Source organism: Pseudomonas sp. PME37.24/025 (assembly GCF_055556615.1).
On sequence record NZ_JBVHNK010000006.1, the window covers coordinates 213098 to 239104 of the forward strand.

At 60.2% G+C, this 26007-nt stretch carries 29 protein-coding genes; 13 read left to right on the top strand and 16 right to left on the bottom strand.

Annotated elements, in window-relative coordinates:
• Positions 1–144: 144 nt before the first annotated feature.
• The 4 genes from ACZ3HH_RS13075 to ACZ3HH_RS13090 all read right to left on the bottom strand — a co-directional run bounded on the left by ACZ3HH_RS13075 (position 145) and on the right by ACZ3HH_RS13090 (position 1964).
• Positions 145–363: an SEC-C metal-binding domain-containing protein gene (locus tag ACZ3HH_RS13075; protein WP_046046248.1), complete on the bottom strand. Its 219-nt coding sequence runs from the start codon at positions 361–363 to the stop codon at positions 145–147.
• Between the two features lie 5 nt (positions 364–368).
• Positions 369–860 (bottom strand): LEA/WHy family protein, encoded by a 492-nt coding sequence (locus ACZ3HH_RS13080; RefSeq protein WP_465805145.1) that lies wholly within the window; start codon positions 858–860, stop codon positions 369–371.
• Between the two features lie 125 nt (positions 861–985).
• Entirely contained in the window at positions 986–1462 is a 477-nt protein-coding gene (locus ACZ3HH_RS13085; protein ID WP_465805146.1) for a YchJ family protein, read from the bottom strand.
• Positions 1463–1466: 4 nt separating this feature from the next.
• Entirely contained in the window at positions 1467–1964 is a 498-nt protein-coding gene (locus ACZ3HH_RS13090) for a DUF6231 family protein (protein ID WP_465805147.1), read from the bottom strand.
• A gap of 200 nt (positions 1965–2164) precedes the next feature.
• Between ACZ3HH_RS13090 and ACZ3HH_RS13095 the strand changes: the two genes are divergently transcribed.
• The 4 genes from ACZ3HH_RS13095 (at position 2165) to ACZ3HH_RS13110 (ending at position 4842) form a co-directional block, all read left to right on the top strand.
• Positions 2165–2860: a PA1041 family peptidoglycan-binding anchor lipoprotein gene (locus ACZ3HH_RS13095; protein WP_465805149.1), complete on the top strand. Its 696-nt coding sequence runs from the start codon at positions 2165–2167 to the stop codon at positions 2858–2860.
• Between the two features lie 90 nt (positions 2861–2950).
• Positions 2951–3664 carry a PA1041 family peptidoglycan-binding anchor lipoprotein gene (locus ACZ3HH_RS13100; RefSeq protein WP_465805150.1) on the top strand — a complete coding sequence of 238 codons (714 nt, stop codon included), beginning with the start codon at positions 2951–2953 and terminating at the stop codon, positions 3662–3664.
• 148 nt (positions 3665–3812) lie between these two features.
• Positions 3813–4091: a DUF1145 domain-containing protein gene (locus tag ACZ3HH_RS13105; RefSeq protein ID WP_123360569.1), complete on the top strand. Its 279-nt coding sequence runs from the start codon at positions 3813–3815 to the stop codon at positions 4089–4091.
• The gene (locus ACZ3HH_RS13110) at positions 4084–4842 is read left to right on the top strand and encodes a collagen-like protein (RefSeq protein ID WP_465805152.1); all 759 of its coding nucleotides are present in this window, start codon (positions 4084–4086) and stop codon (positions 4840–4842) included. The genes ACZ3HH_RS13105 and ACZ3HH_RS13110 overlap by 8 nt, the downstream gene beginning before the upstream one ends.
• Positions 4843–5035: 193 nt before the next feature.
• Here the strand turns inward: ACZ3HH_RS13110 and ACZ3HH_RS13115 are convergent, their stop codons facing one another.
• Positions 5036–5500, bottom strand: a complete 465-nt coding sequence (locus ACZ3HH_RS13115) for a CopD family protein (protein ID WP_465805154.1) — start codon at positions 5498–5500, stop codon at positions 5036–5038.
• Between the two features lie 86 nt (positions 5501–5586).
• Between ACZ3HH_RS13115 and dinG the strand changes: the two genes are divergently transcribed.
• The 5 genes from dinG to pdxH all read left to right on the top strand — a co-directional run bounded on the left by dinG (position 5587) and on the right by pdxH (position 13597).
• Positions 5587–7731 (top strand): ATP-dependent DNA helicase DinG, encoded by a 2145-nt coding sequence (dinG, locus tag ACZ3HH_RS13120; RefSeq protein WP_008005800.1) that lies wholly within the window; start codon positions 5587–5589, stop codon positions 7729–7731.
• 96 nt (positions 7732–7827) lie between these two features.
• Positions 7828–10344, top strand: a complete 2517-nt coding sequence (locus tag ACZ3HH_RS13125; RefSeq protein ID WP_465805156.1) for a beta-agarase — start codon at positions 7828–7830, stop codon at positions 10342–10344.
• Positions 10345–10569: 225 nt separating this feature from the next.
• Positions 10570–11715 carry a serine hydrolase domain-containing protein gene (locus ACZ3HH_RS13130; RefSeq protein ID WP_465805158.1) on the top strand — a complete coding sequence of 382 codons (1146 nt, stop codon included), beginning with the start codon at positions 10570–10572 and terminating at the stop codon, positions 11713–11715.
• A gap of 112 nt (positions 11716–11827) precedes the next feature.
• Complete coding sequence (locus tag ACZ3HH_RS13135; protein WP_465805160.1) at positions 11828–12925, top strand: OmpA family protein; 1098 nt, start codon at positions 11828–11830, stop codon at positions 12923–12925.
• A gap of 24 nt (positions 12926–12949) precedes the next feature.
• Complete coding sequence (gene pdxH / locus ACZ3HH_RS13140) at positions 12950–13597, top strand: pyridoxamine 5'-phosphate oxidase (RefSeq protein ID WP_465805162.1); 648 nt, start codon at positions 12950–12952, stop codon at positions 13595–13597.
• Between the two features lie 5 nt (positions 13598–13602).
• Here pdxH and ACZ3HH_RS13145 read toward each other — a convergent pair whose 3' ends face one another.
• The gene (locus tag ACZ3HH_RS13145; protein WP_008005816.1) at positions 13603–13839 is read right to left on the bottom strand and encodes a hypothetical protein; all 237 of its coding nucleotides are present in this window, start codon (positions 13837–13839) and stop codon (positions 13603–13605) included.
• A 168-nt stretch (positions 13840–14007) separates the two neighbouring features.
• Between ACZ3HH_RS13145 and ACZ3HH_RS13150 the strand changes: the two genes are divergently transcribed.
• Positions 14008–14472 (top strand): outer membrane lipoprotein, encoded by a 465-nt coding sequence (locus ACZ3HH_RS13150; protein ID WP_454187595.1) that lies wholly within the window; start codon positions 14008–14010, stop codon positions 14470–14472.
• 90 nt (positions 14473–14562) lie between these two features.
• Here ACZ3HH_RS13150 and ACZ3HH_RS13155 read toward each other — a convergent pair whose 3' ends face one another.
• The 4 genes from ACZ3HH_RS13155 to nhaA all read right to left on the bottom strand — a co-directional run bounded on the left by ACZ3HH_RS13155 (position 14563) and on the right by nhaA (position 17719).
• Complete coding sequence (locus ACZ3HH_RS13155) at positions 14563–14808, bottom strand: pyocin S6 family toxin immunity protein (RefSeq protein WP_465805165.1); 246 nt, start codon at positions 14806–14808, stop codon at positions 14563–14565.
• 116 nt (positions 14809–14924) lie between these two features.
• Positions 14925–15179 carry a colicin E3-like toxin immunity protein gene (locus tag ACZ3HH_RS13160; RefSeq protein WP_367374420.1) on the bottom strand — a complete coding sequence of 85 codons (255 nt, stop codon included), beginning with the start codon at positions 15177–15179 and terminating at the stop codon, positions 14925–14927.
• Between the two features lie 7 nt (positions 15180–15186).
• Entirely contained in the window at positions 15187–16410 is a 1224-nt protein-coding gene (locus tag ACZ3HH_RS13165; RefSeq protein ID WP_465805167.1) for a colicin E3/pyocin S6 family cytotoxin, read from the bottom strand.
• A 100-nt stretch (positions 16411–16510) separates the two neighbouring features.
• Complete coding sequence (nhaA, locus tag ACZ3HH_RS13170) at positions 16511–17719, bottom strand: Na+/H+ antiporter NhaA (protein ID WP_465805169.1); 1209 nt, start codon at positions 17717–17719, stop codon at positions 16511–16513.
• A gap of 248 nt (positions 17720–17967) precedes the next feature.
• On the opposite strand from nhaA, the gene ACZ3HH_RS13175 reads away from it, so the two are divergent.
• Complete coding sequence (locus tag ACZ3HH_RS13175; protein ID WP_465805356.1) at positions 17968–19065, top strand: PLP-dependent cysteine synthase family protein; 1098 nt, start codon at positions 17968–17970, stop codon at positions 19063–19065.
• A 144-nt stretch (positions 19066–19209) separates the two neighbouring features.
• Here ACZ3HH_RS13175 and ACZ3HH_RS13180 read toward each other — a convergent pair whose 3' ends face one another.
• Entirely contained in the window at positions 19210–20823 is a 1614-nt protein-coding gene (locus tag ACZ3HH_RS13180) for an NAD(P)/FAD-dependent oxidoreductase (RefSeq protein WP_465805170.1), read from the bottom strand.
• A 95-nt stretch (positions 20824–20918) separates the two neighbouring features.
• Positions 20919–21584, bottom strand: coding sequence for a COG3650 family protein (locus ACZ3HH_RS13185; protein WP_465805172.1), 666 nt, complete (start codon positions 21582–21584; stop codon positions 20919–20921).
• 188 nt (positions 21585–21772) lie between these two features.
• Between ACZ3HH_RS13185 and ACZ3HH_RS13190 the strand changes: the two genes are divergently transcribed.
• Positions 21773–22120 (top strand): hypothetical protein, encoded by a 348-nt coding sequence (locus tag ACZ3HH_RS13190; protein ID WP_465805174.1) that lies wholly within the window; start codon positions 21773–21775, stop codon positions 22118–22120.
• A gap of 27 nt (positions 22121–22147) precedes the next feature.
• On the opposite strand, the gene ACZ3HH_RS13195 is transcribed toward ACZ3HH_RS13190, so the two are convergent.
• Positions 22148–22747: a short chain dehydrogenase gene (locus ACZ3HH_RS13195; protein ID WP_465805175.1), complete on the bottom strand. Its 600-nt coding sequence runs from the start codon at positions 22745–22747 to the stop codon at positions 22148–22150.
• Between the two features lie 106 nt (positions 22748–22853).
• On the opposite strand from ACZ3HH_RS13195, the gene ACZ3HH_RS13200 reads away from it, so the two are divergent.
• On the top strand, positions 22854–23768 hold the full coding sequence (locus ACZ3HH_RS13200) for a LysR family transcriptional regulator (protein ID WP_465805176.1): 915 nt from the start codon (positions 22854–22856) through the stop codon (positions 23766–23768).
• Between the two features lie 144 nt (positions 23769–23912).
• On the opposite strand, the gene ACZ3HH_RS13205 is transcribed toward ACZ3HH_RS13200, so the two are convergent.
• From ACZ3HH_RS13205 to bufB, 3 genes are read right to left on the bottom strand one after another with little or no spacing between them, the layout of a single operon-like run.
• Positions 23913–24398, bottom strand: coding sequence for a DoxX family protein (locus ACZ3HH_RS13205; protein ID WP_465805178.1), 486 nt, complete (start codon positions 24396–24398; stop codon positions 23913–23915).
• Complete coding sequence (locus tag ACZ3HH_RS13210) at positions 24395–25156, bottom strand: HvfC/BufC N-terminal domain-containing protein (protein WP_465805180.1); 762 nt, start codon at positions 25154–25156, stop codon at positions 24395–24397. Before ACZ3HH_RS13210 ends, ACZ3HH_RS13205 begins: the two co-directional genes overlap by 4 nt.
• Positions 25153–26007, bottom strand: coding sequence for an MNIO family bufferin maturase (gene bufB / locus ACZ3HH_RS13215; RefSeq protein ID WP_465805182.1), 855 nt, complete (start codon positions 26005–26007; stop codon positions 25153–25155). The genes ACZ3HH_RS13210 and bufB overlap by 4 nt, the downstream gene beginning before the upstream one ends.

A 26007-nucleotide genomic window follows, 5' to 3' on the forward strand; every position in this document is an offset into this window, starting at 1 on the left:
GAATGTGCCGCCGTCATCGCGGGCAAGCCCGCTCCACAGTTGATCGGCGGTGTTCACAATTTTGTGGTTCACAAAAGATCCCTGTGGGAGCGAGCCTGCTCGCGATAGCGATTCAACAGGCGAAAAAGATATCCGCCCGAAGCATCAAGCGCCGTGGCACTTCTTGAATTTCTTGCCATTGCCGCATGGGCAAGGGTCGTTGCGGCCGACGTCTTTCAGGGCGTTGCGCACCGGTTCCTGGTGGGCGTGGCCGCAGTTCGGGCCGTGGACATGGCCATGGTCGTGATCATGGTGGTCGTGATGGTCGTGATGGTCGTGATCGTGGTTGCAGTCAGGGCCATGGACATGAGGTTGCTGGGTCATCGGGGTCACTCCGGAATTAAATCGGCGGCGATTATTACGCCATTACGTGCCAGGTGCACGTAGTGCGCGATGAATAAACCGGTTTCCAGTTCACCTTCCAGACGATAGGGAATGGGTTGGTCGGGTTTTTTCAGCAATTTCACCAGGTCCCGGACTTTCGGCCAAAGGTTGGTGCGGATCGGCACTTTAAAATAAGCGCTGTGTTTGGGGCCGACCGTGAACCAGTGTTCGTGCTCACCTTCGGCCAGCAGTATGTCCCCGAGGTGAATGCGATATTCCAGGGCGCGCACCGTCAGGTCCTGGTCATTGGGATTGTCGACGCGAAAGTGCAGCAGGAACTTCTGCTCCAGTAGTTTGGCCCGGACCACCTCGACCTTGACCAAGTGCACTTGCGGCTCCGGGAGGTCGTTGTCGAAGTCGAACCACGATGCACAACCGCCGAGTCCCAGAAACAGGAACGAGGTGATTAGACAGAGCGCGAGTCGCCGGTTGGTCATAGTCGTGTTTCTCCCTTGACCCCAGTCTAGCCGCAAAAAAGATCGCAGCCTTTGGCAGCGCCTACAGGTCGATTCCCTATAGAAGGTGCTGCCAAAGGCTGCGATCTTTTTTGCGGTCGGTGACCTCAAACGCTGAAATAACTCGCGCAACACTTCTTGAATTTCTGCCCGCTGGCGCAAGGGCACGCGTCATTGCGTCCCGCCTTGAGTGACACGGTAGGGTCGATGAAATACCAGTGGCCGGCGTTCTGTACGAATGACGAACGTTCGCGATGACTGTGTTCGCCGCTGCTGTCGTGCCAGCGAGCGGTGAAAGTGACGAAAGCGTGCTCCGGCTGACCGCCGAAAACCTCGGCGCTTTCCACCTCCAGGCCCAGCCAGGTGCTTTGGGCGCTCCAGTCGCTGATCGACTGGCGATCCAGGCCGGCCTGTTGCGAGGGCAGGGTGGTCGCCACTAGATAATCGATCAACCCCAGTACATAGGCGCTGTAGCGCGAACGCATCAAGACTTCGGCGCTGGGGGCGGGGTGGCCGGCGTGGTAATGACCGCAGCAGGCATCGAGCAGCGTGCCGCTGCCGCAAGGGCAAATGGATGTAGTCATTGCGTTACCACCAATATTTCCCGAAATTTTCCGGATTGGCCCAGAAGCGTGAGTTGAGCCAGTCGGGCACCTGTTTATAGTCAAGCAGATCATAGGTAAACAGGGTCAGCACTTGATCGTCGCGCTGGAAGCGTTCACTGGCTTGCAACGCCAGGGAAAAAAAGTCCGTCTCCTGCCAGCCGCTGGCCGGCAAGTCGGCCAGCACCGCGATGCGACTGGCATTGAGGTTGCGTATTCCACCGAGCAGATTCAGGCCGTCGCGCTTGGGCAAGTGCTCGAGACAATCGACCACCAGCGCCAGATCAAACCGTTGCGCCGCCAGTTCGGCCGGCAATGGCCCGGGCGCCGCAAAGGCGACGTTGCTATCCGGGTGCGCGGTTTTGAACGCTTCGAGCGCGGGGAATTCGCTGGCGCCAATCAGCAACAGACGCGCCGGGGCATAACGATCAAGCAAAGCAGCCAACGCCTGTTGGGGCGTGCGCGAAGAGATACCTGCAATCATCGAAGATCCTCAATCAGATCGCCAAGACTAGCCTGCCCAGACGTCCGAGCCTAGTTCCTGTCTCGCCGGTTTAGCCAAAAAGCACCGATCTTCCATGAACAGGGGGCCAAACAGCAATGGCCTATTGCTGGCGGAGATTAAAAGTCGGGTCTTTACTCCCTAGAATCGGTTTTAAGCCGATCCCTCAGGAGAAGAACTAGATGAGCATAATTCGGACAGCATTACCCTTGGTTCTGCTAACCAGTGTGTTGACTGGTTGCGCAGGTTTGCAGAAAACCGACTGGCCGACCTGTGCGGCGGTCGGTGGTGTCGTCGGTGCAGGGCTCGGCGCGACCGAGAGCTCGGCATGGGCGGGGTATGGCGCGCTGCTGGTCGGCGGCACGGCGGCAGCCTGGTGCTGGGTGCACGGCGATGGCGATGAAGACGGCGATGGTGTGCTGGACAGCCGCGACAAGTGCCCGGGTACACCTAAAGGCGTGCGGGTCGATGCCGACGGCTGCCCTCCACCAGCGCCTGCGCCGGTGGTCGAGGAGGCGGCGGTGGTCAAGGAAGAAGTCATCGTTATCCGTGATGTGCACTTCCAGTTCGACTCGGCCAAGCTCACCCCTGCCGATAAAGACGTACTCAACACCATTGCCACGCGTCTGAAACAGGAATCCTCCAGCGCCCAACTGACCGTGACCGGTCATACCGATAGCGTAGGCAGTGATGCCTACAACCAGAAACTGTCGGATAGACGCGCCCATTCGGTGGTGGAATACCTGATCTCCCAAGGCGTGCCACGCAGCAGTTTCGTGTCCGTGACCGGTGCCGGTGAAAGCCAGCCGGTGGCCGATAATAAAACCGCTGACGGCCGTGCGTTGAACCGTCGCACGGAAATCAAAATCAACCGCTAGATCCCTTGTGCTCCGCGGCTTGTACAGTCGCGGATGCGGGTCTTTACTCCTGTGTGACCGGTATGGGCCGGTGACACAGGAGCATTCACAATGAGCGTTCTCACAAGGACCGTCTTGCCGGTTCTGCTGCTTGGCAGTCTTCTGACCGGTTGTGCGACTCACAGCGATGGTACCGCCCCCCTCAATCAACGCACCTGGCCGATCTGCAGTGTCATAGGCGGGCTGGTCGGTGGCGGTTTGGGCGCAATTGAAAGCAGTGGCTGGGCAGCGGGTGGAGCGGCGCTCGGGATCTTGACCGGTGGCCTGATCTGCTACGCCCAGGATGGCGATGAAGACGATGATGGTGTCTTCGATCGACGTGATCGCTGTCCTGATACGCCTGCCAATACCCCCGTCGAACATCACGGTTGCCCGCTGCCGCAATACCCGGCCAGCGTGAAACCAGTTGAACCACCGGTATCGGAAGTCATCACCCTGAACGGCAACGTGCTGTTCGCCTACAACCAATCCGACCTGATGCCCGAAGCGCGCAGTCAGCTGGATTCGTTGATGGCCAAGTTGCAGAGCGCCGATGTGGTGAGCGTCAAAGTCGTCGGCCATACCGACAGCCAGGGTTCGGACACCTATAACCAGAAACTCTCGGAACGGCGTGCCAGCAGCGTGGCGGCCTACCTGTTGAGCCTGGGGCTGGCGCCGAACAAACTCACCAGCGAAGGCCGGGGCGAAAGCCAACCGATAGCCGATAACGACACGGAAGAAGGGCGGGCGCAAAACCGTCGCGTGGAGTTGCATATCAATCGCTGAGCCATGTGATAGAGCCGTCGGATGACGATTCAGGCTTGTCCGGCGGCCAATCCGCGACCTTCGGGAAGAATTTTTTGTTGCCCTCTGGCTTATCCCGCACGTAAGCCGTTACTGTGCGCGCAAAGAATAATTCTCAACGGAGGAGCGTATGAAGGTGTTTTGGGGGCTGGGGAAGTTACTGACCCTGCTGTTCTGGTTGGTGGCGCTAGTCAACCTGCTCATACCGTTTGTTCATCCGCTGCACCTGTTGGTCAATCTGGCGGGCAGCGTGTTGGCAGGGCTCCATCTTCTGGAGTTGGTGTTCTGCAACCGCAGCCTCAAAGGTCGAGCCCACCCTTGGCGTGATCGCCTGAAGATTGTCTTTTTCGGCGTTTTCCACCTGCAAACCATTCCGGCCCCGGCCGCTTCGAAGGCCTCCCATGCGTAAACTCTGTCTGCTCGCTGCACTTATCAGCCCATTGGCCTGCGCGCAGGTGGTGAGCGTCGAAACCAACTCGCTGATGCGCTTGCCCAACACCGCCAGTACCTTGCAACTGGAGCGGTTGGAAGTCGCCGATTACGGCACCTTGCTGATTCCCTCGAACGTGACCGAAGTGACGGTCGGTGAGCTGCACCTGGGACGTGACGCGCGGATCGCCATTGTGCCGAGCGAGCAAGCCCTGGTGTTGAAGGTCAGCCGTGCCGAGTTGGCCGAAGGCAGCCAGATCACTGCACGGGGCGCGCCGGGGACTTACCTCAAGGCCGCTCGTTCCGGGCGCAATCTGGATCTGCAGATCAAAGCGTTGAACGCGCCGCAATTGTCGGTAGACGCTCGCGGTGGCGCGGGCGCTCCGGGTTTTATCGGCCTCGACGGGGCCAACGGTCAAGCACCGGGTTGCACCTGGGGCCAGGCCGGTCGCGGCGCCGATGGCAGTAATGGCAGCGACGGTCAGCCGGGTGCGCCGGGGGCGTTGGTTCGACTGGAAGTGCCGCGTGATTACCCTGCGCAGCGGATCAAGGTCGAGATTGCCGGCGGGGTGGGTGGCGCGGCAGGACCTGGTGGCAAACCGGGAGCGGGCGGCAAATCCAAGGGCTGCGTCGTCTATAAAGCCGATGGTGGCAAGAGTGGTCGTCCCGGCGCAGATGGCCAGCCGGGACCTGCGGGGGTGGCGGGTTCGGTGACAATTCAGCGGTTGTAAGAGCCAGCAAGTAACTCTGTGGCGAGGGAGCTTGCTTGTGGCGAGGGGGCTTGCCCCCGTTCGACTGCGAAGCAGTCGTAAACCAGTCACCGCGTTCATTCTGAACGAATGGGATCGCTGGTTTTGGGGCCGCTTCGCGACCCAACGGGGGCAAGCCCCCTCGCCACAAAAGCTTCCCAGAACTATATATTCCTCAAAACATCGGCCGAGCCGCCGCAATCGCCACCAGCACCAACCCGACCACCAAATTAATCCCCACCAGGCGCCGAATCTTACCCAGCACCGCCGCACCTGTCGGCCAATCCTGAGCCGTCACCGCCGTGCGCAGTTCCGGCAGCAACAACGCCTGAATCCGGATAAACAGCGCCGTCATCACCACATACAATCCCATCATCACCTGCACATACCGCGGCGCTGCTTCAAATCCTGCGAACTGCAGATGAATCATGCCCACGCCGCTGATCGGCAAAAGCACCACAGCGATCCAGACCCAGCGGAAAAAACCTTGAAACACTTCCACCCACAGCTTCAACCGGGCAGGGCCTTCCAGCGCCTTCATTGCCGCGGGGCGCAAGACCATCCAGGCGAAAAACATGCCGCCGACCCACACCAGGGCGGCCAGGACATGCAGGGTATAAACGATGCCAAAAGGTGTCATTGAGGTACTCCGTTCTGCGCGGGATTGATTAGCGGGGTATGATAGCGGCCGATCCGAACCACTGAAAATTTATCCAGCCTTTTTTGATGATCAGCACCGAACTCAAAACCACGATCCAGGGCGCCTACTCGCGTTTTCTCGAAGCCAAGAGCCTCAAGCCGCGCTACGGCCAACGCCTGATGATCGCCGAAATTGCCAAGGTCCTCGGTGCCATCGACACCGACGACGAAGGCCGGCGCAGTGGCGACCCCGCGATTGTCGCGGTGGAAGCCGGCACCGGTACTGGCAAAACCGTGGCCTACAGCCTGGCGGCCATCCCGACCGCGAAGGCCGCCGGCAAGCGTCTGGTGATCGCCACGGCCACCGTGGCCCTGCAAGAGCAGATCGTCTACAAGGATTTGCCCGACCTGATGCGCAACAGCGGGCTGAATTTCAGCTTCGCCCTGGCCAAGGGCCGGGGGCGCTACATGTGCCTGTCCAAGCTCGACATGTTGCTCCAGGAAGGTCACGCGCAGACTGCCACCGCGCAGCTGTTCGAAGAAGAAGGCTTCAAGATCGAGGTCGATGAGGCCAGCCAGAAGCTGTTCACCAGCATGATCGAGAAGCTCGCCGGTAATAAGTGGGACGGCGACCGCGACAGTTGGTCGACGGCGCTGGAAGACGCCGACTGGGCGCGCCTGACCACCGATCACAGCCAGTGCACCAACCGTCATTGCCCGAACTTCGGCCAGTGCGCCTTCTACAAGGCTCGTGAAGGCATGGGCAAGGTCGACGTGATTGTCACCAACCACGACATGGTCCTGGCCGACCTGGCCCTGGGCGGTGGCGCGGTTCTGCCGGACCCGCGGGACACCATCTACGTGTTCGACGAAGGCCATCACCTGCCGGACAAGGCTATCGGTCACTTCGCCCACTACACGCGTCTGCGCTCCACTGCCGACTGGCTGGAAACCACCGCCAAGAACCTCACCAAATTGTTGGCTCAGCACCCGCTGCCGGGCGATCTGGGCAAGTTGATCGAACAGGTGCCGGAGCTTGCCCGGGAGATCAAAACCCAGCAGCAATTCATGTTCAGCGCCTGTGAGCAAGCCGCCGACTTCAAACCCGGCGAAGATGTCGAAGGTCGCGAGCGGCCACGTCACCGTTTCGTCGGCGGGGTAATTCCCGAGCACATGCGCGAAATGGGCATCGAGCTGAAGAAGGGCTTTGCCCGCCTGACCGATCTGTTCACCCGGCTCACCGAACTGCTCAAGGAAGGCATGGACGGCGAGGTCAACATCGGCATCGCCAGTAACCAGGCCGAAGAGTGGTATCCGCTGTTCGGCAGCCTGTTGTCCCGATCTTCGGGCAACTGGGAGTTGTGGACCGCCTTCACCGTCGAAGACCCGGAAGACAACCCGCCCATGGCCCGTTGGCTGACCCTGGCCGAAAGCGGTTCGCTGTTCGACATCGAGGTCAATGCCAGCCCGATCCTCGCGGCGGACATGCTCCGACGCAACCTGTGGAACGTGGCTTACGGGGCGCTGGTGACATCGGCGACCCTCACCGCCCTCGGCACCTTTGACCGCTTCCGCATGCGTGCCGGCCTGCCTAAAACCGCCGTGACCGCGGTGGTCCCGAGCCCGTTTCATCATGCCGACGCCGGTGTGCTGCGGGTGCCGGACCTGAAAGCCGACCCGCGTGACGCGCCGGCCCACACCGCGGCGATCATCCGCGACCTGCCGCAACTGGTAGAAGGCTCCCGTGGCACCCTGGTGCTGTTCTCCTCACGCAAACAGATGCAGGACGTGTTCGACGGTCTGGACCGCGACTGGCGCAAGCAAGTGTTCATTCAAGGCAACCTGTCGAAGCAGGAAACCCTGAACAAGCACAAGGCGCGGGTTGATGGCGGGGATTCCAGCGTGCTGTTCGGCCTGGCGAGTTTCGCCGAAGGCGTGGATTTGCCCGGTGCGTACTGCGAGCACGTGGTGATCGCCAAGATTCCGTTCTCGGTGCCCGACGATCCAGTCGAAGCGGCGCTGGCGGAATGGATCGAGGCTCGCGGCGGCAATCCGTTCATGGAAATCTCCGTGCCGGACGCCTCGCTGAAGCTGGTCCAGGCCTGCGGTCGCTTGCTGCGGACCGAAGAAGACCGCGGCACCATCACCTTGCTCGACCGTCGTCTGGTCACGCAGCGCTACGGCAAAGCTATTCTCAATGCATTGCCGCCATTCCGTCGTGAAATTTCCTGATGCCCCGGTGGGCAAATAAGCCCACCGCGTTGTCTACCTCATTGCCACCGCTTTTCCACTGGCCCATTGATGGTCGCTTGGGAGATCCACGTTTCTATGATTCGCCGTTCGTTGCCCGCTGTTTTTGCCTTGATGTTCGCAGCCCCTTTGCTGGCAGCCCCTGCCGGTCAGCAAACGCTGTTCAACTTTGTGCGTCCCGCCGACGTGGTCCAGGTGGCGACTCAGGACGCCAGCCTGCCGCAATCCAACGCTGAGCAAACGGCCGAAGGCGAAGTGTTGCGCCGCGTGACCTTCAACCCGGTCGCCCAGCCGACGTTGCGCCTGACGCCGCAGACCGGTGCCTGGGACTGGTCGCAGTCGGGTGTCATGAGCCTGCGGATCCAGAGCGCGATGAACTGGGCCGTGACCCTGTACGTGAAAATCCAGAGCAACGACGGCAAGACCCTGGTCAGCCGCGTCGATCTGCCGGCCGGGCCTGCGCAGACGTTGTTGGTACCGCTGCAGCCGAGTTCGCCATTGAGCCAGGGCATGAAAGCCGGCCCGCCGATGCCGATCACCTTCGAAGGCCAGCGTGTATTGCTGGCCAGCAGCGCCGGTGAGCTGGACCGCAGCCAGGTGGTGTCGGTGACTTTGTCGATGGATCAGCCGAAAGTCGCCCAAAGCATCCTGCTCGAGCGCTTCGGCGTGCAGGATGGCGAGGCGGTCACCAAGGCCGCTTATGGCGCTCTGGTGGATGCTTACGGTCAATCGACCCGGGCCAAATGGCCAGAGAAGGTCAGCAGCGACGAGCAACTGAAGTCCGCGGCGGCCAAAGAACAGCAACAACTGAAAACCTGGCTGGCTGAGCGCGAGAAGACCTCGCTGGACAAGTTCGGCGGCTGGACCAAAGGCCCGGCGTTCAAGGCCAGCGGCTTTTTCCGCACCGAAAAGCGTGACGGCCGCTGGTACCTGGTGACCCCGGAAGGGCATCCGTTCTATTCCCTCGGCGTCAACAGCGCGACCCCGAGCGTCAACCAGACCTACGTCGCCGGTCGCGAGTGGATGTTCGAGTCCCTGCCCAAACCCGACGAGCCCCTTGCCAGCTATTATGGCGAAGGCGACAACCGTGGCGGCAATGGCGTCGATCAGGGCCGAGCCTACAACGCCGGTCGCTGGTACGATTTCTATGGCGCCAACCTGCAGCGTCTGTATGGCAAACCTTGCGTACCGGGCAGCGACACCAAGGCCGGTGTCGCTGAAGCGGCCAAGGCTGATGCGGTCGAGGCGACGACCGATAAGGCTGCCGAGCAATCAGCCGCTCCTGCGGCGACCGAATCCGCGGCGGGTGTTGCCGACGCGGCCAAGACCGGCGCCGTTGAAGCGTCAGTCGAAAAAGCGGCCGAGCAAACGGCCGCCGAACCCTGCAAAGTGATCTTCGACGAACAACGCTGGGCCAGTCATACCCTCGATCGCCTGCAAGCCTGGGGTTTCAACACCATCGGCAATTGGAGCGCACCGGTGTTGGGCAACGCTGATCGGGTGCCGTACACCTTGCCGCTGTCGATCGTCGGCGATTACGCCAGCATCAGCACCGGCACCGATTGGTGGGGCGGCATGCCCGACCCGTTCGATCCGCGTTTCGCCATGGCCACCGAACGTGCCGTGGCCATCGCCGCTCGCGACCATCGCGACGATCCGTGGCTGATCGGTTACTTCGCCGACAATGAACTGGCCTGGGCCGGTCCCGGCGATGACCCGAAGGCCCGTTACGCGCTGGCCTACGGCACTTTGAAAATGACCACCGATGTGCCGGCCAAACGTGCCTTCCTCAAACAGCTGCGTGATAAGTACCGCAACCAGGCGGGCCTTTCCAAAGCATGGGGTATTGATCTGCCGGCCTGGGAGTTGATGGAAGACCCGGGCTTCGTGCCGCCGCAGCCGAGCGCCGAATACCCGGAAATCGAAGCCGACTTCAAATACTTCCAGAAAGTGTTCGCCGACACCTACTTCAAAACCGTCTCCGATTCGCTCAAATGGCATGCGCCGAACCAGTTGTTGCTGGGGGGGCGTTTTGCCGTCAGTACCCCCGAAGCCGTCGAGTCCTGCGCGCAATACTGCGACGTGCTGAGCTTCAATATGTACACCCTGCAACCCCAGGACGGTTACGACTTCGCCAGACTGCGCAGCCTGGACAAGCCGGTACTGATCACCGAATTCAACTTCGGATCAAAGGATCGCGGCCCGTTCTGGGGCGGCGTGACGCAACTGGCGAAGGAAGAAGACCGCGGCCCGGCCTACGCCTACTTCCTTAAACAGGCGATGAGCGAACCGTCGATTGTCGGGGTGCATTGGTTCCAGTACCTCGATCAACCGGTGACCGGTCGCCTGTTGGATGGCGAGAACGGTCACTTCGGGCTGGTGGGCATTACTGACCTGCCGTTCCAGGGCTTTGTCGACACTGTGCGCAAAAGCAATTTGCAGACTGTCGATCAACTCGGCAAAGAGGCCGAGAAGGCAAGGGCCGAGGCGGAAAAAGCAGGTCACGATGCCGAGGGCGGCAGGAAAGGTGAGGCAGGCAAAGGCCCGGGGGAGGGCGCTGGCCACGCGGGCGGGCATTCGGGCAGTGGCCATTAAGCACTGATATCCCCTGTGGCGAGGGAGCTTGCACCCGTTGGACTGCGCAGCAGTCCCTTTTTTGGGGCCGCTTCGCAGCCCAACGGGAGCAAGCTCCCTCGCCACAAAGGTTTCTGATTAATTCTATGGGTGGGTACACCGCCCGGCCCGGCCCTGTTCCCAAAACCCTCAAGGGCTGGAACAATGCGGGCCACTTTATAGAGCGTTTATCCGGGAGAGTTGTGGGTGCAGATTCAGGGTCATTACGAGCTTAAGTTCGAAGCGGTGCGCGAAGCTTTTGCGGCGCTGTTCGACGATCCTCAGGAACGTGGCGCGGCGTTGTGCATCCGGATTGGCGGTGAAACTGTCCTCGATCTCTGGGGCGGTACCGCCGATAAGGATGGCACTGAAGCCTGGCACAGTGACACCATTGCCAACCTGTTTTCCTGCACCAAGACTTTCACCGCCGTGACCGCGCTGCAACTGGTGGCTGAAGGCAAGCTGCAACTGGATGCCCCGGTTGCTCGTTACTGGCCTGAGTTCGCTGCCGCCGGCAAAGAATCCGTGACCCTGCGCCACTTGCTCTGCCATCAGGCCGGGCTGCCTGCGCTGCGCGAGTTGCTGGCCCCTGAAGCACTTTATGACTGGCGGACCATGGTCGATGCCCTGGCCGCCGAGGCGCCATGGTGGACGCCGGGTGAAGGTCATGGTTATGCGGCGATCACCTATGGCTGGCTGGTCGGTGAGTTGCTGCGTCGCGCTGACGGTCGTGGACCGGGCGAATCCATCGTGGCACGGGTCGCGAAGCCTTTGGGGCTGGACTTCCACGTTGGCCTCGCCGACAAAGAGTTCCATCGCGTGGCGCACATTGCTCGTAGTAAGGGCAACCTCGGCGATGCCGCGGCCCAGCGCTTGCTACAAGTGACCATGCGCGAACCGACAGCCATGAGCACGCGGGCCTTCACCAACCCGCCGTCTATAATGACCAGTACCAACAAACCGGAATGGCGGCGCATGCAGCAACCGGCCGCCAATGGCCATGGCAATGCCCGTAGCCTGGCCGGGTTCTACGCCGGTCTGCTCGACGGCAGTCTGCTGGAAAGCGAAATGCTCGACGAGCTGACCCGCGAACACAGCGTCGGCGAAGACAAGACTTTATTGACCCGGACCCGCTTCGGCCTGGGTTGCATGCTCGATCAACCGGATGTACCCAACGCCACCTACGGCCTCGGCCCACGGGCGTTCGGTCACCCGGGCGCCGGCGGCTCCATCGGTTTTGCTGACCCAGAATACGATGTGGCCTTCGGCTTTGTGACAAATACCCTGGGGCCGTACGTCTTGATGGATCCACGAGCGCAAAAGCTTGTGCGAGTACTGGCCACTTGTCTGTAAATCACGCTTAAGGGGGCCAGGGCCGGAACCCGAAAGCCTTTGTGGTTTCAAAGCGCTGTTTATCCGGGCTAACCCGGTCTGATTTTTCATTACTTCATTTTGTGGATATCCAATGTCATCCAATAAAACTCTCGCCCTGGCCCTGTGCTTCGCTATCACCGGTTGCGCACAAACCCCACAAAATGACGCAGACGGCGGCAGCTGGTGGCCGTTCGGCTCTTCCGATAAGGTTGCGACCAAAGCGCCGGCCCCGGCCCCGCTGAAACCTGCTGCAACAGCACCCGTCGCCAAGGCTGACAGTGCATCCCCTTGGTACTGGCCGTTCGGTTCCGATGACGCTGCCGACAAGGTCGCCAAGCCCGACGTGAAGCCTGAGGTTAAACCTGAAGCCAAACCGGTCGCTGTGGCCAAGGCTGAAGCCGATGCCGGTGGCAAATGGTGGTGGCCGTTCGGCGGCAAGGAGCAGAGCACCGCCAAAGTCGTGCCGATGCCTGACCCGAAAGTCACCCAGGCCTGGCTCGACGATTACGAACCGCGTCTGCGCGAGGCGATCAAGGACAGCAATCTGAAACTTGAGCGCCGTGAAAACGTGCTGGTTGTCACGGCACCGGTAGACGGCTCGTTCAACCCCGATCGTCCGGCCATGCTGCTGCCGGTAACACTCGGCCCGTTCACCCGTGTCGCGAAAATCCTTGAAGCCGATCCAAAGACCGCCGTGCTGGTACTCGGTCACAGTGATACGTCGGGCGCCGCACCGGCCAACGTGAAGCTAAGCCAGGAACGCGCCCAGGCAGTGGCGGCGATCTTCCGTCTCAGCGGTCTGCAGCGTGATCGCCTGATGCTGCGCGGCATGGGTGGTGAGGCTCCGCGTGCCGCCAACGACAGTTCTGAAGGTCGTGCCTTGAACCGTCGCGTCGAGCTGTTGGTGACGCCGGCAAACACCATGGTCGCGTTGCTGAGCAAGTACAACATGCCGGCACCAGCACCGGTGAAAACTACGGTCGTTGCACAAGACATCAAGCCAGTGGCCAAGCCTGTGACTCCGGCGCCTGCTGCGAAGAAAGCGGCTGTGCCTGCGACGAAAAAGGCACCAGCCAAGAAAGCGGCCGCCAAGGCTCCAGCCAAAAAAGCAGTGGTGAAAAAGACTGCGCCGGCCAAAGCCGCTGTTGATTCGAAGAGCACCGCCGCCGTTGATGACACAAAAAAGTGATTCGTTAACCAAAAGGAATGCGCCATGACCCGGCCCTTGGCAGATATGCGTCGCGACTACACCCGAGATGGCCTGACCGAGGCGCAAGCTCCGGCCGAGCCGTTCGAGCTGTTCCATCAGTGGTTTGCCGATGCGGTGAAAACCGAGCAGGTGCCGGTGGAGGCGAATGCCATGACGCTGGCCACCGTCGATCAAGACGGTCGGCCGCATTGCCGCATTCTGCTGCTCAAGGGCCTGGACGAGCAGGGCTTTACCTTCTTCACCAACTATGAAAGTGACAAGGGTCAGCATCTGGCAGCCAATCCATTTGCGGCCATGACGTTCTTCTGGCCAGCCCTGGAGCGTCAGGTGCGCATCGAAGGGCGGGTGGTGAAGGTCACGCCTGAAGAGTCCGACGCTTATTATCAGGTTCGTCCTCTGGGCAGCCGCCTCGGTGCCTGGGCCTCGCCCCAGAGCCGGGTGATTGCTGATCGCGCCGAGCTGGAAGCGCTGCTCAAGAACACCGAGCAACGTTTCAGCGACACTCAGCCTCACTGCCCCGAGCACTGGGGCGGTTATCGCTTGCTACCCGAGCGCATCGAATTCTGGCAGGGCCGTCCGAGCCGTCTGCACGATCGCCTCAACTACCGCTTGCAAGGCACCGACTGGGTTCGTGAACGCCTGGCGCCGTAAACAGCCTACCGATCGGGATACCCTGCCGCAGCGGCCTCCAGCCACTGCGGCAGGTCCCGCCGCTTGATCTTCTGCGTTTGAGCGTTCGCCAGTTGCTGGAGCATAAAGGCTCTTTTCTGTTCGTCTTTACCCGCCAGTGACAACGCCAGATCGCGGTCCATCCAGCGTTTGATCCGCACGTACAGCCACCAGTGGAAGTACAAACCGGCGACGGTCGTGACGACAATGATGAAGTAATCCATGAAAATCCTTGGGTCGGTGGCGCAGATTTTGTAATTTGACGCTACTGTGTGTGGGTTCGAGAAAGCGCCTGTACTTGGCCTGAATGAAACCAATTTTATCCCGGCGATGCCGTGACAGGCGTCAAGCTGCGGAGTTTAATGGATACCTGTCCTATGGAGTTTGATGCTATGCGTAAGTCTGTTCTGCTGGTTGCTTCCTTTTCCACGATGGCGATGTTGCTCACTGGCTGCCAATCGAGCTTGACCGGTGACTCCTACTCCCGTGACGAAGCGCGTCGTGTGCAGACGATTCGCATGGGTACCATCGAAGCCCTGCGCCCAGTGAAAATCGAAGGCACCAAAACCCCGATCGGCGGCGCCGCCGGTGCAGTCGTGGGCGGTGTCGGCGGTAGCGCCATCGGCGGCGGTCGCGGCAGCATCGTCGCAGCGGTCATCGGCGCCGTCGCCGGCGGCCTGATGGGCTCGGCTGCCGAAGAAGGCCTGACCCGTACGCAAGGTGTTGAGATCACCGTGCGCGAAGACGATGGCAGCATGCGCGCCTACGTGCAGGAAGTTCAGCCAAACGAAGTATTCCGCGTGGGTGAGCGGGTGCGGATCGCCACTGTTGATGGTACGAGCCGCGTTGCGCACTAAGCGGAGCGAAGGGTAAAAGAAAACCCCGATCAGGTGACTGGTCGGGGTTTTTTGTGTCTGCTGCTTTCAGTGACGTCAGATTCAACATCGTTAGTTTTGGCAAAGTCCCATGTAGTACACCAAGTCGTCTCTGAAAGAGTCGCCGACCGATTCCATAATTGTGCTGGCTTGAGTGGTGGATAATTTGTGCTCTCCCATCGGTACGTCCCACAAAATTGACCAGCCCATGACATTAAGTACCACTCCCTCTAAGGCCTGCGGCACATCCTTTTTGTATTGCAATGAATCGTCCGGGTTCGGTTCGTCGAAGAAACCGGAGATTGCGATAAATATCATTCTCTTCCCCATCATTACTTTATCGATATGCGCCTCTCAGGTATGTCACTGACAGTCTTGGCCTACTGCGTCGGTGCGTTATGGGGCTAGGTTCTGGAAAATATCGGCCTTGGATCTCACCATACTTGCCGATATCGAAACGCAACTTGGTAGTCAAAAGCGGTGATATCAATTTGATGGTTGAACAGAGATTGAAGCTCCGGCACCCAAGACGCTAAAACATCAAATCCTCCATCATAGATCTCGCTTTCTCCCATCAAACCTAATGCTTCGATGATTGAACCATCGTCGCCAAGGTCTGCGGAGTACTCCTTTCCTTCCGCTATTTCCGTTTCCTTGTCATACCAATCCAATCTGACTTTCAGTCCCATGCCATCCTCACAAGTACTTTTTAATGCTGCGGTTTTTCTTGGGCGGATCTATTTGCTCGCCTGTTGTATGGTCGAACGAGCCTAGATGGCTCCCATCGCTTGCCCGATAAGCTTCCAGCTCCCCATGCAAAGAGTCCCATTCATAAATTGTTCGACCTTTGGCATCAATCCAACGCTCTCGAAGTCCACCGCCCCCTTGTCGTGGGGTTTTCTTTTTTGCTTCTTTCAAACCCGAGAAGCCAGTGATTTCCTCTGTTTCAGGTGCAGAGTGATAGTCGTGATCGGGGTTAGGAATTCGTCTTCCAGCATTACTCACCACAATATAAACCGGCAACACCCCCGAATCCGCCGGAAACACAAGAATGAAATCCTTGTACTCCGGCGGATATACCGGGTTCACGATGATGTTGTCAGCCGCCTTCGTCGGCGGATAAACCCAAATATGCGGCGCTTGCGGTGCGGCTTCCAGCGCGGGGATGCCGAGGATGTTTGAACCGTCCTCGGCCGGTGTCCAGATCAGCTCAACGCCGTCCCCAAGGTCAGCCACCTGCTGACTGCCGCGCAAGGTGAACTGCACGACATCGACCATCTCCCAGTCACGGTTTTTGCCGGTGTAGAACCCGTATCCCTTCAGACTGCCGTCAGCCTGTTGCTCGACACGCAGGCGAACGCGAGTGCGGGCCTGTTTAAGGGCGCGCAGTTGGTCTTCGGTGTAGAGCGAGCTGTCGCCAAGGCTCGACGGTATGACCAGGGCCACCAAACCTGCCAGGGTGGCCGCAGCGGTGCTGGCGGCGACAGCGGGCAGTGCGGCGAACGCCGAGCCGGTCAAAGCAAAGCTGCCGAAACCCGCCGGAATCGCGGTGCCGCTGATTTTCTTCAGCGGCATGACGCCACTTTCATCGGCCTCGCGAGCGCCGAGCAGAACCAGTTCGCCGTAATCCTTCAGGCTGTCAGTCGGAACAACGCCGGAGGGATTCGTGTAGTCGATGATTGCATCGGACAGCTTGCAGGACTTGGCGAACACGCATCCCGCGCGGACAACGTCGTCCTTTTTCGCAGCGACTTGAAGGCTGTCTTCGAAGATCTGCTGCCGGGCGAGCATGGCGTCGTAAGCGTTTTGTCTGGCATCGCGCTCGGCCAGTTCGGTGGCCGTCATGTAGCGGTGGGTGACGTGATGCCCATCACCTGACGGTGGGTTTTTAACCCGTGGAATGTCCTTGTTGCCAGCCACTGATTGTCCTTTCGCTCGTCCATCGGCAACCCCCGAAAGCGGGCTGCGCGACGTTAACGAACGTGGCTAATCGTGGCTGTAGGACGAATCCTGAATGTCGTTAAGAGTGTTCTTTTTCGCTCAGGAAAACAGGTGCAGTGCTCTTGCGACTCGCCGCCGCCGTCACCGCATAACCGATCAATGCCGCCAGAATCGAGCCGGTCAGAATCCCCATTCGATCCATCCCTGCGTACTCACTGGCGCCGGGCACGAAGGCCAGGGAGCCGACAAACAGGCTCATGGTGAAACCGATGCCGCAGAGGATCGCCACCCCCAGTACCTGGCCCCAATTGGCGCCTTGGGGCAGGGCGGCGATGCCGATTTTCACCGCCAGCCAGGTCAGGCCGAACACGCCGACCGTCTTGCCCAGCAGCAGGCCGACGGCGATGCCCATCGGCACGTCGTGGGTGAAACTTTCGACCGTCACGCCGCTCAGTGACAGGCCGGCGTTGGCGAAGGCAAACAGCGGCAGAATGCCGTAGGCCACCCACGGGTGCAGGGCATGTTCCAGGGTCAGCAACGGCGAAGGCTCGGCGTTTTTCGTGCGCAGTGGAATGCAGAAGGCCAGCGTCACGCCGGCCAGCGTGGCGTGCACGCCGCTCTTGAGCACGCAGACCCAGAGGATCAGCCCGATGATCATGTACGGCCCGAGCTTCACCACGCCGAGTCGATTCATCCCGATCAAGGCCGCGATGCAGGCCGCAGCCAACGCCAGGGATAAGGTCGACAACGCGCCGGAATAGAAGATCGCGATGATGATGATCGCGCCCAGGTCGTCGATGATCGCCAGGGTCATCAGGAACAGTTTCAGCGACACCGGCACGCGTTTGCCCAGCAGGGCCAGTACGCCGAGGGCGAAGGCGATGTCGGTGGCGGTCGGGATGGCCCAGCCACCCAAGGCGGACGGGTTGTCGCGATTGAGGAACCAGTAAATCAGCGCCGGCACCACCATGCCACCAATCGCCGCCGCGCCGGGCAGTACGATTTGCGACGGTTTTGACAGCTGGCCGTCGAGAACCTCACGTTTCACTTCCAGGCCAATCAGCAGGAAGAACAGGGCCATCAGGCCGTCGTTGATCCACAGCAGCAGCGGCTTGGCGATTTTCAGCGCGCCGATCTGAGCCACCACGGGGGTGTCCAGCAAGCCGCTATAGAGCCACGACAGCGATGAATTGTTGATGATCAGGGCGAGAGCGGCCGCGGCGATCAATAACAGACCGCTGGCAGCTTCCAACTGAAAGAAACGCGTGAACGTGCTACGCAGAGGCAAGGTCGCTCTCCATCGATGAATTCAAAAGGTGGCACACCCTAACCCGTACCGTTAGTTGTTAAAACAAAAGTTATATTCTTTTTTGTTATATGCCGTTACAACGTGGACGGGCAGCAAAGGCCTGAGCCTAGCAGTTGCCGGACGTATTGGACCTCAGCTGTATCTGTGCATGATGCAGGTTCTTTCCTAAGCTTGTGGGCTGAGCCTTGCGACAAGGCCGACTCTTTGCCTGATTCAACGAGAAGACCATCATGAGCGACAACCGACAGTGGGCCCGCGAAGCCATCCGGATCATCGAAGCCGACTTCCAGCGCAGCGCCGATACCCACCTGATCCCTTTGCCTCTGCCGGGGTTGCCGGGCATCGAGTTGTATTTCAAGGATGAGTCGAGCCATCCCACCGGCAGCCTGAAACATCGGCTGGCGCGCTCGTTGTTCCTCTACGCCCTGTGTAACGGCTGGCTCAAACCCGGTGCGCCGGTGATCGAAGCCTCCAGCGGCTCGACGGCGATTTCCGAGGCGTACTTCGCTCGAATGCTGGGCTTGCCATTCATCGCGGTGATGCCGGCGACCACCTCCAAAGAGAAGATCGCGCAGATCGCTTTCTACGGTGGCAAGAGCCATCTGGTGGACGATCCGACCCAGATCTACGCCGAGTCCGAACGCCTGGCTCGCGAACACGATGGGCACTTCATCGACCAGTTCACCTACGCCGAGCGCGCCACCGACTGGCGGGCGAACAACAACATCGCCGAATCGATCTTCCAGCAGATGCGCTTCGAGCAGCACCCGGAGCCGAACTGGCTGATTTCCAGCCCCGGTACCGGCGGCACCACCGCGACGCTGGGCCGTTACGTGCGTTATCGCCAGCACTGCACCCGCGTGCTGTGCGCCGATGCCGAGCGTTCGGTGTTCTTCGATTATTACCAGACCGGCGATGCCAGCCTGCGCCTGGAGTGCGGGTCACGGATTGAAGGCATTGGTCGGCCGCGAGTGGAAGCGTCGTTCCTGCCCAAGGTGATCGATGCGATGGTCAAGGTGCCGGACGCGTTGTCGCTGGCGGCCATGCATTATCTGGCCCAGCGTTTGGGGCGTCACGTTGGCGGGTCGAGCGGGACCAACCTGATCGGCGCCTTGATGGCGGCGCAACAGATGAAAGCGGCGGGGGAATCGGGGTCGATCGTGGCGATTCTGTGCGATGGCGGCGAGCGCTATGCCACCACTTATTACGATCAGGCCTGGCTCAAGGCCCAAGGGTATGAGTTGAGTGGGTTGATGGATGCCGTGGCGGCGAGTGTCGAGCGCGGCGAGCCGCTGCCGGCCAGCGTGTTGCGCGCAAATATCTAAGATATTTCAGACGCTGAAGACCCTTGTGGGAGCCGGGCTTGCCCGCGATGGCGGATTCAAATTCAACAGAAATGTTGATTGATCCACCGCTATCGCGGGCAAGCCCGCTCCCACAGGTATTACGTTGTGTCGGGGATTTGCGTGTCAGGCTTCGAGGCCAAGGATGTCTCGGGCCACTGCTTCGGCAATCCGAATCCCGTCGACGCCCGCCGACAGAATCCCGCCCGCATAACCCGCGCCTTCACCGGCCGGGAACAAGCCCTTCACGTTCAAACTCTGCATCGACTCGTTACGGGTAATCCGCAGTGGCGATGACGTGCGCGTCTCGATCCCGGTCAACACGGCGTCGTGCAGCGAGTAGCCACGAATCTGTTTCTCGAACGCAGGCAAGGCTTCGCGTATCGCTTCGATAGCGAACGCCGGCAACGCCAGGGCCAGATCGCCCAAGGCAACGCCCGGCTTGTAGGACGGCTCGACGCTGCCCAATTCGGTCGATGGTTTGCCTGCAATGAAGTCACCGACCAATTGCGCCGGTGCTTCATAGTTGCTGCCGCCCAACACAAAGGCGTGGGATTCCAGGCGTTCCTGCAACTCGATACCAGCCAGTGGGCCACCTGGATAATCGACTTCCGGGGTGATCCCGACGACGATCCCGGAGTTGGCGTTGCGCTCGTTACGCGAGTACTGGCTCATGCCGTTGGTGACCACGCGGTTCGGCTCGGAGGTCGCCGCCACTACGGTGCCGCCCGGGCACATGCAGAAGCTGTAGACCGAACGACCGTTGCTGGCGTGATGTACCAGTTTGTAATCGGCAGCGCCGAGTTTCGGGTGCCCGGCGTATTTGCCCAGGCGCGCGCGGTCGATCAGCGATTGCGGGTGCTCGATGCGGAAACCCACCGAAAACGGCTTGGCTTCCATGTACACGCCACGACCGTGCAGCATGCGGAAGGTGTCCCGGGCGCTGTGGCCGAGGGCCAGAATCACGTGTTTCGAATGGATCTGCTCACCGCCATTGAGCTCGACGCCGACCAATTGGCCGTCTTCGATCAATACGTCAGTGACGCGCTGCTGGAAGCGCACTTCGCCACCCATGGCGCGAATCTGCTCACGCATGTTTTCCACTACACCGGTCAGACGGAACGTACCGATGTGCGGTTTGCTGACGTAGAGGATTTCTTCCGGCGCGCCGGCCTTGACGAACTCGTGCAAGACTTTGCGACCGATGAATTTCGGGTCCTTGATCTGGCTGTAGAGCTTGCCGTCGGAAAACGTACCCGCGCCGCCTTCACCGAATTGCACGTTGGATTCGGGGTTTAGCACGCTTTTACGCCACAGGCCCCAGGTGTCCTTGGTGCGCTGACGCACTTCAGTGCCACGTTCGAGAATGATCGGCTTGAAGCCCATTTGCGCCAGCAGCAGCCCGGCGAAGATTCCGCACGGGCCGAAACCCACCACGACAGGACGTTGCTCAAGATCGGCCGGCGCCTGGCCGACCACTTTGTAGCTGACATCCGGCGCCACGTTGACGTTACGGTCATCGGCGAAGTTGTGCAGCACCGACGCCTCATCGCGAACGTTGAGGTCGATGGTGTAGATGAAGCACAGTTCGGAGGACTTTTTGCGCGCATCGTAGCTGCGCTTGAACAAGGTGAAATCGAGCAGGTCATCACTGGCGATGCCCAGGCGCTGCACGATGGCAGGGCGCAGGTCTTCTTCGGGATGGTCGATCGGCAACTTGAGTTCGGTGATTCGTAACATGACGGGATCCGGTTCGCGGGGCGCACAACTGCGCCAGGGCGTTTGAAGCCCGCGATTATAAGCCTCAAAGGATGATTCCCGTGAGGCAAAAACGATCAGTCGTCGCGCGATCCGCCAAAATACCCACAGCCGCGTTGCACCTGGCCATCGATGCGCAGCTCGGCGCTCATGTGTTGCACGCTGCCGGTGCTGCTGTCGACGCAACGTTGCGGTGCGACCCAGAGCTCGATGCGTTGATTATTGGCTTCGGTGCTCAGGTTGAAACGGCCATCGCCCAGTTGCTCTTCAACGTACGGCAGGGCCAAGGGCGGCTGGCCGGCGCGGTCGATGACCATGCCCTTTCCGCTGACTTTGACGTTCCATTCAGGGCCATGGCCGGCGGCGCGCAGGATCAGCAGTTTGAAATTGGGATCGTCGCATGCCGTGCCCGAGCGCTCGACGCGGTACAGCTGGGCCAGATCGAGCCGGCTATCGGCACCATTGGCAACGATCCGGCCACGCACGTCGGCAAACAACTTGCCCTGATCATCGGCCAGGGTCGCGGCCTCTTGCAGGACGCTGGTGCCGCCGGTGTCGTTGACCACATAACTGCGCTGCTCATTGCATGGCTGGAACAGCAGCTTGCCGTCGGCCGCCGTCAACTGGCCTTGCATGCGAGTCTGGCCCACATGGGAAGCGCTTTCCCGTGGGCCATCGAGCAACTGGCAGGCGGCGAACAGCGGAAGCAGGGCAACAAGCACTAAGGAACGGGCAACACGCATCTTTGAGTCTCCTGACAAGTGTCGTCACGTTACTGAGCCCTGCCGGCGATCACAAGGTGAGTATTCATCCGGCGTCAGTCACCGGTGACGTTAGCAACATTCTGTGTATTGTTTTTGCGCGCAAGCCCTGGTCCTGACAGGTAAGGTACCCAGCATTTGAAACGTGATGAGGATAGGAGGAAGGCGTCATGAGCTGGAAGATCTGGATGGTGCTATTGGCGATGGTGAGCGCCGGGTCGAGCCATGCTGGCGAGATTGATTTCTCGTCAGCCGCCGACTTTATCAGGATGGAAATGTTACTGAAGGATAACGACGGTGCCAATCCGGATCACGTCATGTTGGCAGTCACGTTGAGTCCGCAGGCCACCGAGCGTATACAAAAAATCAGTCGTGAGTCGTTGGGCCAGCCATTGACCTTATCGATCAATGGCCATCCGATAAGTACAGCGACGGTGCATTCGGTTCTGGGGGCGCAGCTCAGGATTGCGATGCCGCGATCAATTGCTAAAAAACTCCTGCCCACATTGATTGAATGATCGTCGCGGGTGCCATATGGACCAGGGTCAGCCGACGCGGTAGGTCTGGCCGGTCTGTAAGCCTTCCACACTCTTGGCGTAGGCCAGCGCCACTTCGGCGGCGGGCACCGGTTTGAAACCACGGAAGTACGGGGCATAGCTGCCCATGGCTTCGACCAGCACATTCGGGCTGACCGAGTTGATGCGCAGACCGCGCGGCAGTTCGATAGCCGCTGCACGGACGAAGCTGTCCAGCGCACCATTGACCAGCGAGGCCGAACTGCCGGTGCGAATCGGATCGTGGCTGAGGATGCCGGTGGTGAAGGTGAATGATGCACCGTCATTGGCGAATTCCCGGCCGATCAGCAGCAGGTTGACCTGACCCATCAGCTTATCCCGCAAGCCGAGCTCGAAGTCTTGTTCGGTCATGGTCGCCAGCGGCACGAAGTTGACGCTGCCGGCGGCGCAGATCAGCGCATCGAAGTTGCCGGTCTGTTGGAACAATTTGCGGATCGAGGTGCTGTCACTGATGTCGACCTGAAACTCACCGCTTTTACGGCCGATACGGATGATTTCGTGGCGCTGGGACAGTTCATGGTCAATGGCCGAGCCGACGGTGCCAGAAGCGCCAATCAAAAGAATTTTCATCGTGCTGTACCTGAATGGGTTGGATTGAAGTTCAAGTTTAGAGTGGTTTTTTCCATTGATAAGCGTGCTAATAGGCAACTTTTGGTTTTCAGATGGAAACAATCCCATGAGCGAAATGGACGACCTGGCGGCGTTCGCGGTGTTGATCGAGGCGGGCAGTTTCACCCTGGCGGCGCAGCAACTGGGTTGCAGCAAAGGGCAACTCTCCAAACGCATCAGCCTGCTGGAAACGCGGTTTGCCGTGGTGTTGCTGCAACGCACCACGCGCCGCTTGAGCCTGACGGCGGCGGGCGCGGCGTTGTTGCCGCAAGCCCAGGCATTGGTGATTCAAGTTGAGCGAGCGCGTCAGGCCTTGGCGCGGTTGAAAGACGACATGGCCGGCCCGGTGCGGATGACGGTTCCGGTTTCATTGGGGGAAACCTTCTTTGACGGCGCGCTGCTGGAATTTTCCCGGCAGTACCCCGAGGTGCAGATCGAACTGGAGCTCAACAATGACTACCGTGACCTGTCCCGGGACGGTTTCGATCTGGCGATCCGCTCGGAAGTGGCCAATGACGAACGCCTGGTCGCCCGCCCGTTGCTGGCCTGGCACGAGATGACCTGCGCCAGCCCTGCGTACCTTGAGCGATTCGGTGAACCGCTGACGCCTCAGGCCCTGGCCGAACACCGCTGCCTGCTCAACAGCCATTACAGCGGTCGCGAAGAATGGCTCTATCACCAACAGCACGAGTTACTGCGGGTGCGGGTGTCGGGACCGTTCGCCAGCAACCACTACAACCTCTTGAAGAAAGCCGCGCTGGCGGATGCGGGCATTGCGCGTTTGCCGTCCTATTTGTTGCAAGAGGAATTGGCTGACGGGCGTTTGCGCTGGCTCCTGCGCGATTATCAGACTCGCAGCATGCCGATGTACCTGGTGCACCCGTATCAGGGCGGTTTGCCGAAACGTACCCAAGTGCTGGCGGATTATTTGATTGGTTGGTTCAAGCGCAGCGGCGAGGCATTGGATCGGCTTCAACGATGACGTCTCACCACGCAACCCTTGTGGGAGCGAGCCTGCTCGCGATAGCGGTGTGACATTCGACATTGATGCTGACTGACACTCCGCTATCGCGAGCAGGCTCGCTCCCACAGGGGTTCTTTATTGTCTGGAGTTCTGAGGTCGGCATCAGCGGGCGTAACGTCGGGCAATCAGATGATCAATCGACAACTTGCCCGGCCCGGTCGCCATCAAGTACAGCAACACCGCAGCCCAGGTGCCGTGGGTCGGATAAGCATCGGGGTACACGAACAGCTGAATAGTCAGCGTCATACCCAGCAGTGCCAGCGCCGAAAAACGTGTGGCGAAGCCAATCAGAATCAGTACCGGAAAGAAATGCTCGGCGAAGGCCGCCAGGTGCGCCGCCAGTTCCGGGGAGAGAAGCGGCAGGTGATATTCGCTCTGGAACAACGCAATAGTCGAGTCCGCCAGCCTCGGTACGCCGAGTTGAAACGTGCCGTCGATCAAGTCGATGGCCAGGCCTTCCACCTTGGTTTGCCCGGATTTCCAGAACACCGCGGCAATGGAAAAACGCGCGATAAAGGCGATCAGGCTGTGGGGGATTTTTTCCAGCAGCGCGATGACGCGGGCGATGGGGTTCTGATGGACGTTCATGGCGATACCTTGTCAGGGTGCAAGTGGGTGATGGCGTCGTGGCTGATGAGCAGCGCCAGGGTTTGGCTGAGGTCGAAGGCGGGCGCTGTCTCTAACGCTCTGGTCAGGGATTGGCCGTTTCGCAGGTTCTGAATGAAGGTGCTGGCGCCGTGGTCGATGGCAAAGACCTCAACCTCCAGGCCATTGCGCAACACCAGCGCATTTTGCCCGTGGCCGAGATCGATCCCGGCCAGCGTTGTGTCCTGTTGATGCGCCGCCCAGATCGCAACCACGGCGAAGGCCGAAGTCAGCAGATTCAGCGAAGGATGAAACCCGACCGTCAGCTCGCTCAGCGCCTGCGGGTCCGACAGCCCGGCGGCAATCTGTTCATGGCGCAGGGGCTGCGCATCGGCCGCGTGATAGGCCTGAACGCGCAACCGCTCCAGCCGCGCCATGTCGGCCAGGTATGGCACGCTGGCTGCCGGTTCAAAGCTATCGATGAACTCGGCGAAGTCCTTGCCGTAGTCGTTGATGAGTGGGCCTTGAGGCGGGGAACTCTGCACATACAGCCCCGCCATCGCCCGAAAGAACTCATCGCCCACCAACTGCAAAACCACCGGGTAACTGTCGGCCAGGGCGTTGATCAGCGAGCTCTGCACATTGTTGCGATATACCGCGAAACGGCTGGCCGGATCGGCGCCGTTGGCACTGAGCAAACCGTCGGGGCAGGGCCGATGCGAATCGAGCAGGGCGGTGGCAAACGCGACTTGAGTGCTCATGATCGGCCCCCCGCGCAATGCAGCAACTCATCGGCCTGGCGAGCTTCGGCATGCAGCACGCTGAAGGCCGGTAACCGGTTATCGCGCTCGATCAACGTGGCGATCGGGCCGACTCGCTCCAGCACCCACCGATACAGTGCCCACACCGCGTGATCGATGGGGGCGCCGTGATCGTCGATCAGCAGACGGTCGCCGAGGCTGTCGGTGTCTTCGGCAAACCCGGCCAGATGAATCTCTCCCACTGTGTGCAGCGGCAGTGCGTCGATGTAGGCCAGCGGATCTCTTTGGTGATTGATGCAGGAGACGTAGACGTTGTTGACGTCCAGCAGCAGGCCGCAGCCAGTGCGATGAATGACTTCGCTGATGAAGTCGGCTTCATCGATTGTCGAGCGCTGGAATGCCAGATACGTCGCCGGGTTCTCCAGCAGCATCGGGCGTTTGAGGGTGCTCTGCACCTGATCGATGTGCTCGCAGACGCGGTTCAGCGTCGGCGCATCGTAGGCCAGGGGCAGCAGATCGTTGAGAAACACCGGGCCATGGCTGGACCAGGCAAGGTGTTCGGAAAAGGATTGGGGTTGATAGCGTTCGATCAGCGCGGCCAGCCTTTGCAGGTGCTGACTATCCAGCGGACCTTCGGCACCGATGGATAGGCCAACGCCGTGTAGCGACAGCGGATATTGCTCGCGGATCAACCCCAGAAAATGATGAAACGGGCCGCCGGCCACCATGTAGTTTTCGGCGTGGACTTCGAAGAAACCGATGTCCGGTTGTGCACCGAGCACTTCACGAAAGTGCTCGGTCTTGAGCCCCAGCCCGGAGCGGGGCGGGAGCCCGGAAGATAAAGAGTTCAT

Coding starts and splice junctions, on each gene's coding strand:
- ACZ3HH_RS13190 (WP_465805174.1), top strand. CDS start 21,773: ATGAGCTGGAAGATCTGGATGGTGCTATTGGCGATGGTGAGCGCCGGG.
- ACZ3HH_RS13155 (WP_465805165.1), bottom strand. CDS start 14,808: ATGATATTTATCGCAATCTCCGGTTTCTTCGACGAACCGAACCCGGAC.
- ACZ3HH_RS13125 (WP_465805156.1), top strand. CDS start 7,828: ATGATTCGCCGTTCGTTGCCCGCTGTTTTTGCCTTGATGTTCGCAGCC.
- ACZ3HH_RS13135 (WP_465805160.1), top strand. CDS start 11,828: ATGTCATCCAATAAAACTCTCGCCCTGGCCCTGTGCTTCGCTATCACC.
- ACZ3HH_RS13110 (WP_465805152.1), top strand. CDS start 4,084: ATGCGTAAACTCTGTCTGCTCGCTGCACTTATCAGCCCATTGGCCTGC.
- ACZ3HH_RS13080 (WP_465805145.1), bottom strand. CDS start 860: ATGACCAACCGGCGACTCGCGCTCTGTCTAATCACCTCGTTCCTGTTT.
- ACZ3HH_RS13090 (WP_465805147.1), bottom strand. CDS start 1,964: ATGATTGCAGGTATCTCTTCGCGCACGCCCCAACAGGCGTTGGCTGCT.
- ACZ3HH_RS13075 (WP_046046248.1), bottom strand. CDS start 363: ATGACCCAGCAACCTCATGTCCATGGCCCTGACTGCAACCACGATCAC.
- ACZ3HH_RS13150 (WP_454187595.1), top strand. CDS start 14,008: ATGCGTAAGTCTGTTCTGCTGGTTGCTTCCTTTTCCACGATGGCGATG.
- ACZ3HH_RS13185 (WP_465805172.1), bottom strand. CDS start 21,584: ATGCGTGTTGCCCGTTCCTTAGTGCTTGTTGCCCTGCTTCCGCTGTTC.
- ACZ3HH_RS13160 (WP_367374420.1), bottom strand. CDS start 15,179: ATGGGACTGAAAGTCAGATTGGATTGGTATGACAAGGAAACGGAAATA.
- ACZ3HH_RS13100 (WP_465805150.1), top strand. CDS start 2,951: ATGAGCGTTCTCACAAGGACCGTCTTGCCGGTTCTGCTGCTTGGCAGT.
- ACZ3HH_RS13105 (WP_123360569.1), top strand. CDS start 3,813: ATGAAGGTGTTTTGGGGGCTGGGGAAGTTACTGACCCTGCTGTTCTGG.
- ACZ3HH_RS13205 (WP_465805178.1), bottom strand. CDS start 24,398: ATGAACGTCCATCAGAACCCCATCGCCCGCGTCATCGCGCTGCTGGAA.
- dinG (WP_008005800.1), top strand. CDS start 5,587: ATGATCAGCACCGAACTCAAAACCACGATCCAGGGCGCCTACTCGCGT.
- ACZ3HH_RS13145 (WP_008005816.1), bottom strand. CDS start 13,839: ATGGATTACTTCATCATTGTCGTCACGACCGTCGCCGGTTTGTACTTC.
- bufB (WP_465805182.1), bottom strand. CDS start 26,007: ATGAACTCTTTATCTTCCGGGCTCCCGCCCCGCTCCGGGCTGGGGCTC.
- ACZ3HH_RS13210 (WP_465805180.1), bottom strand. CDS start 25,156: ATGAGCACTCAAGTCGCGTTTGCCACCGCCCTGCTCGATTCGCATCGG.
- ACZ3HH_RS13115 (WP_465805154.1), bottom strand. CDS start 5,500: ATGACACCTTTTGGCATCGTTTATACCCTGCATGTCCTGGCCGCCCTG.
- ACZ3HH_RS13195 (WP_465805175.1), bottom strand. CDS start 22,747: ATGAAAATTCTTTTGATTGGCGCTTCTGGCACCGTCGGCTCGGCCATT.
- ACZ3HH_RS13180 (WP_465805170.1), bottom strand. CDS start 20,823: ATGTTACGAATCACCGAACTCAAGTTGCCGATCGACCATCCCGAAGAA.
- ACZ3HH_RS13200 (WP_465805176.1), top strand. CDS start 22,854: ATGAGCGAAATGGACGACCTGGCGGCGTTCGCGGTGTTGATCGAGGCG.
- pdxH (WP_465805162.1), top strand. CDS start 12,950: ATGACCCGGCCCTTGGCAGATATGCGTCGCGACTACACCCGAGATGGC.
- ACZ3HH_RS13095 (WP_465805149.1), top strand. CDS start 2,165: ATGAGCATAATTCGGACAGCATTACCCTTGGTTCTGCTAACCAGTGTG.
- ACZ3HH_RS13085 (WP_465805146.1), bottom strand. CDS start 1,462: ATGACTACATCCATTTGCCCTTGCGGCAGCGGCACGCTGCTCGATGCC.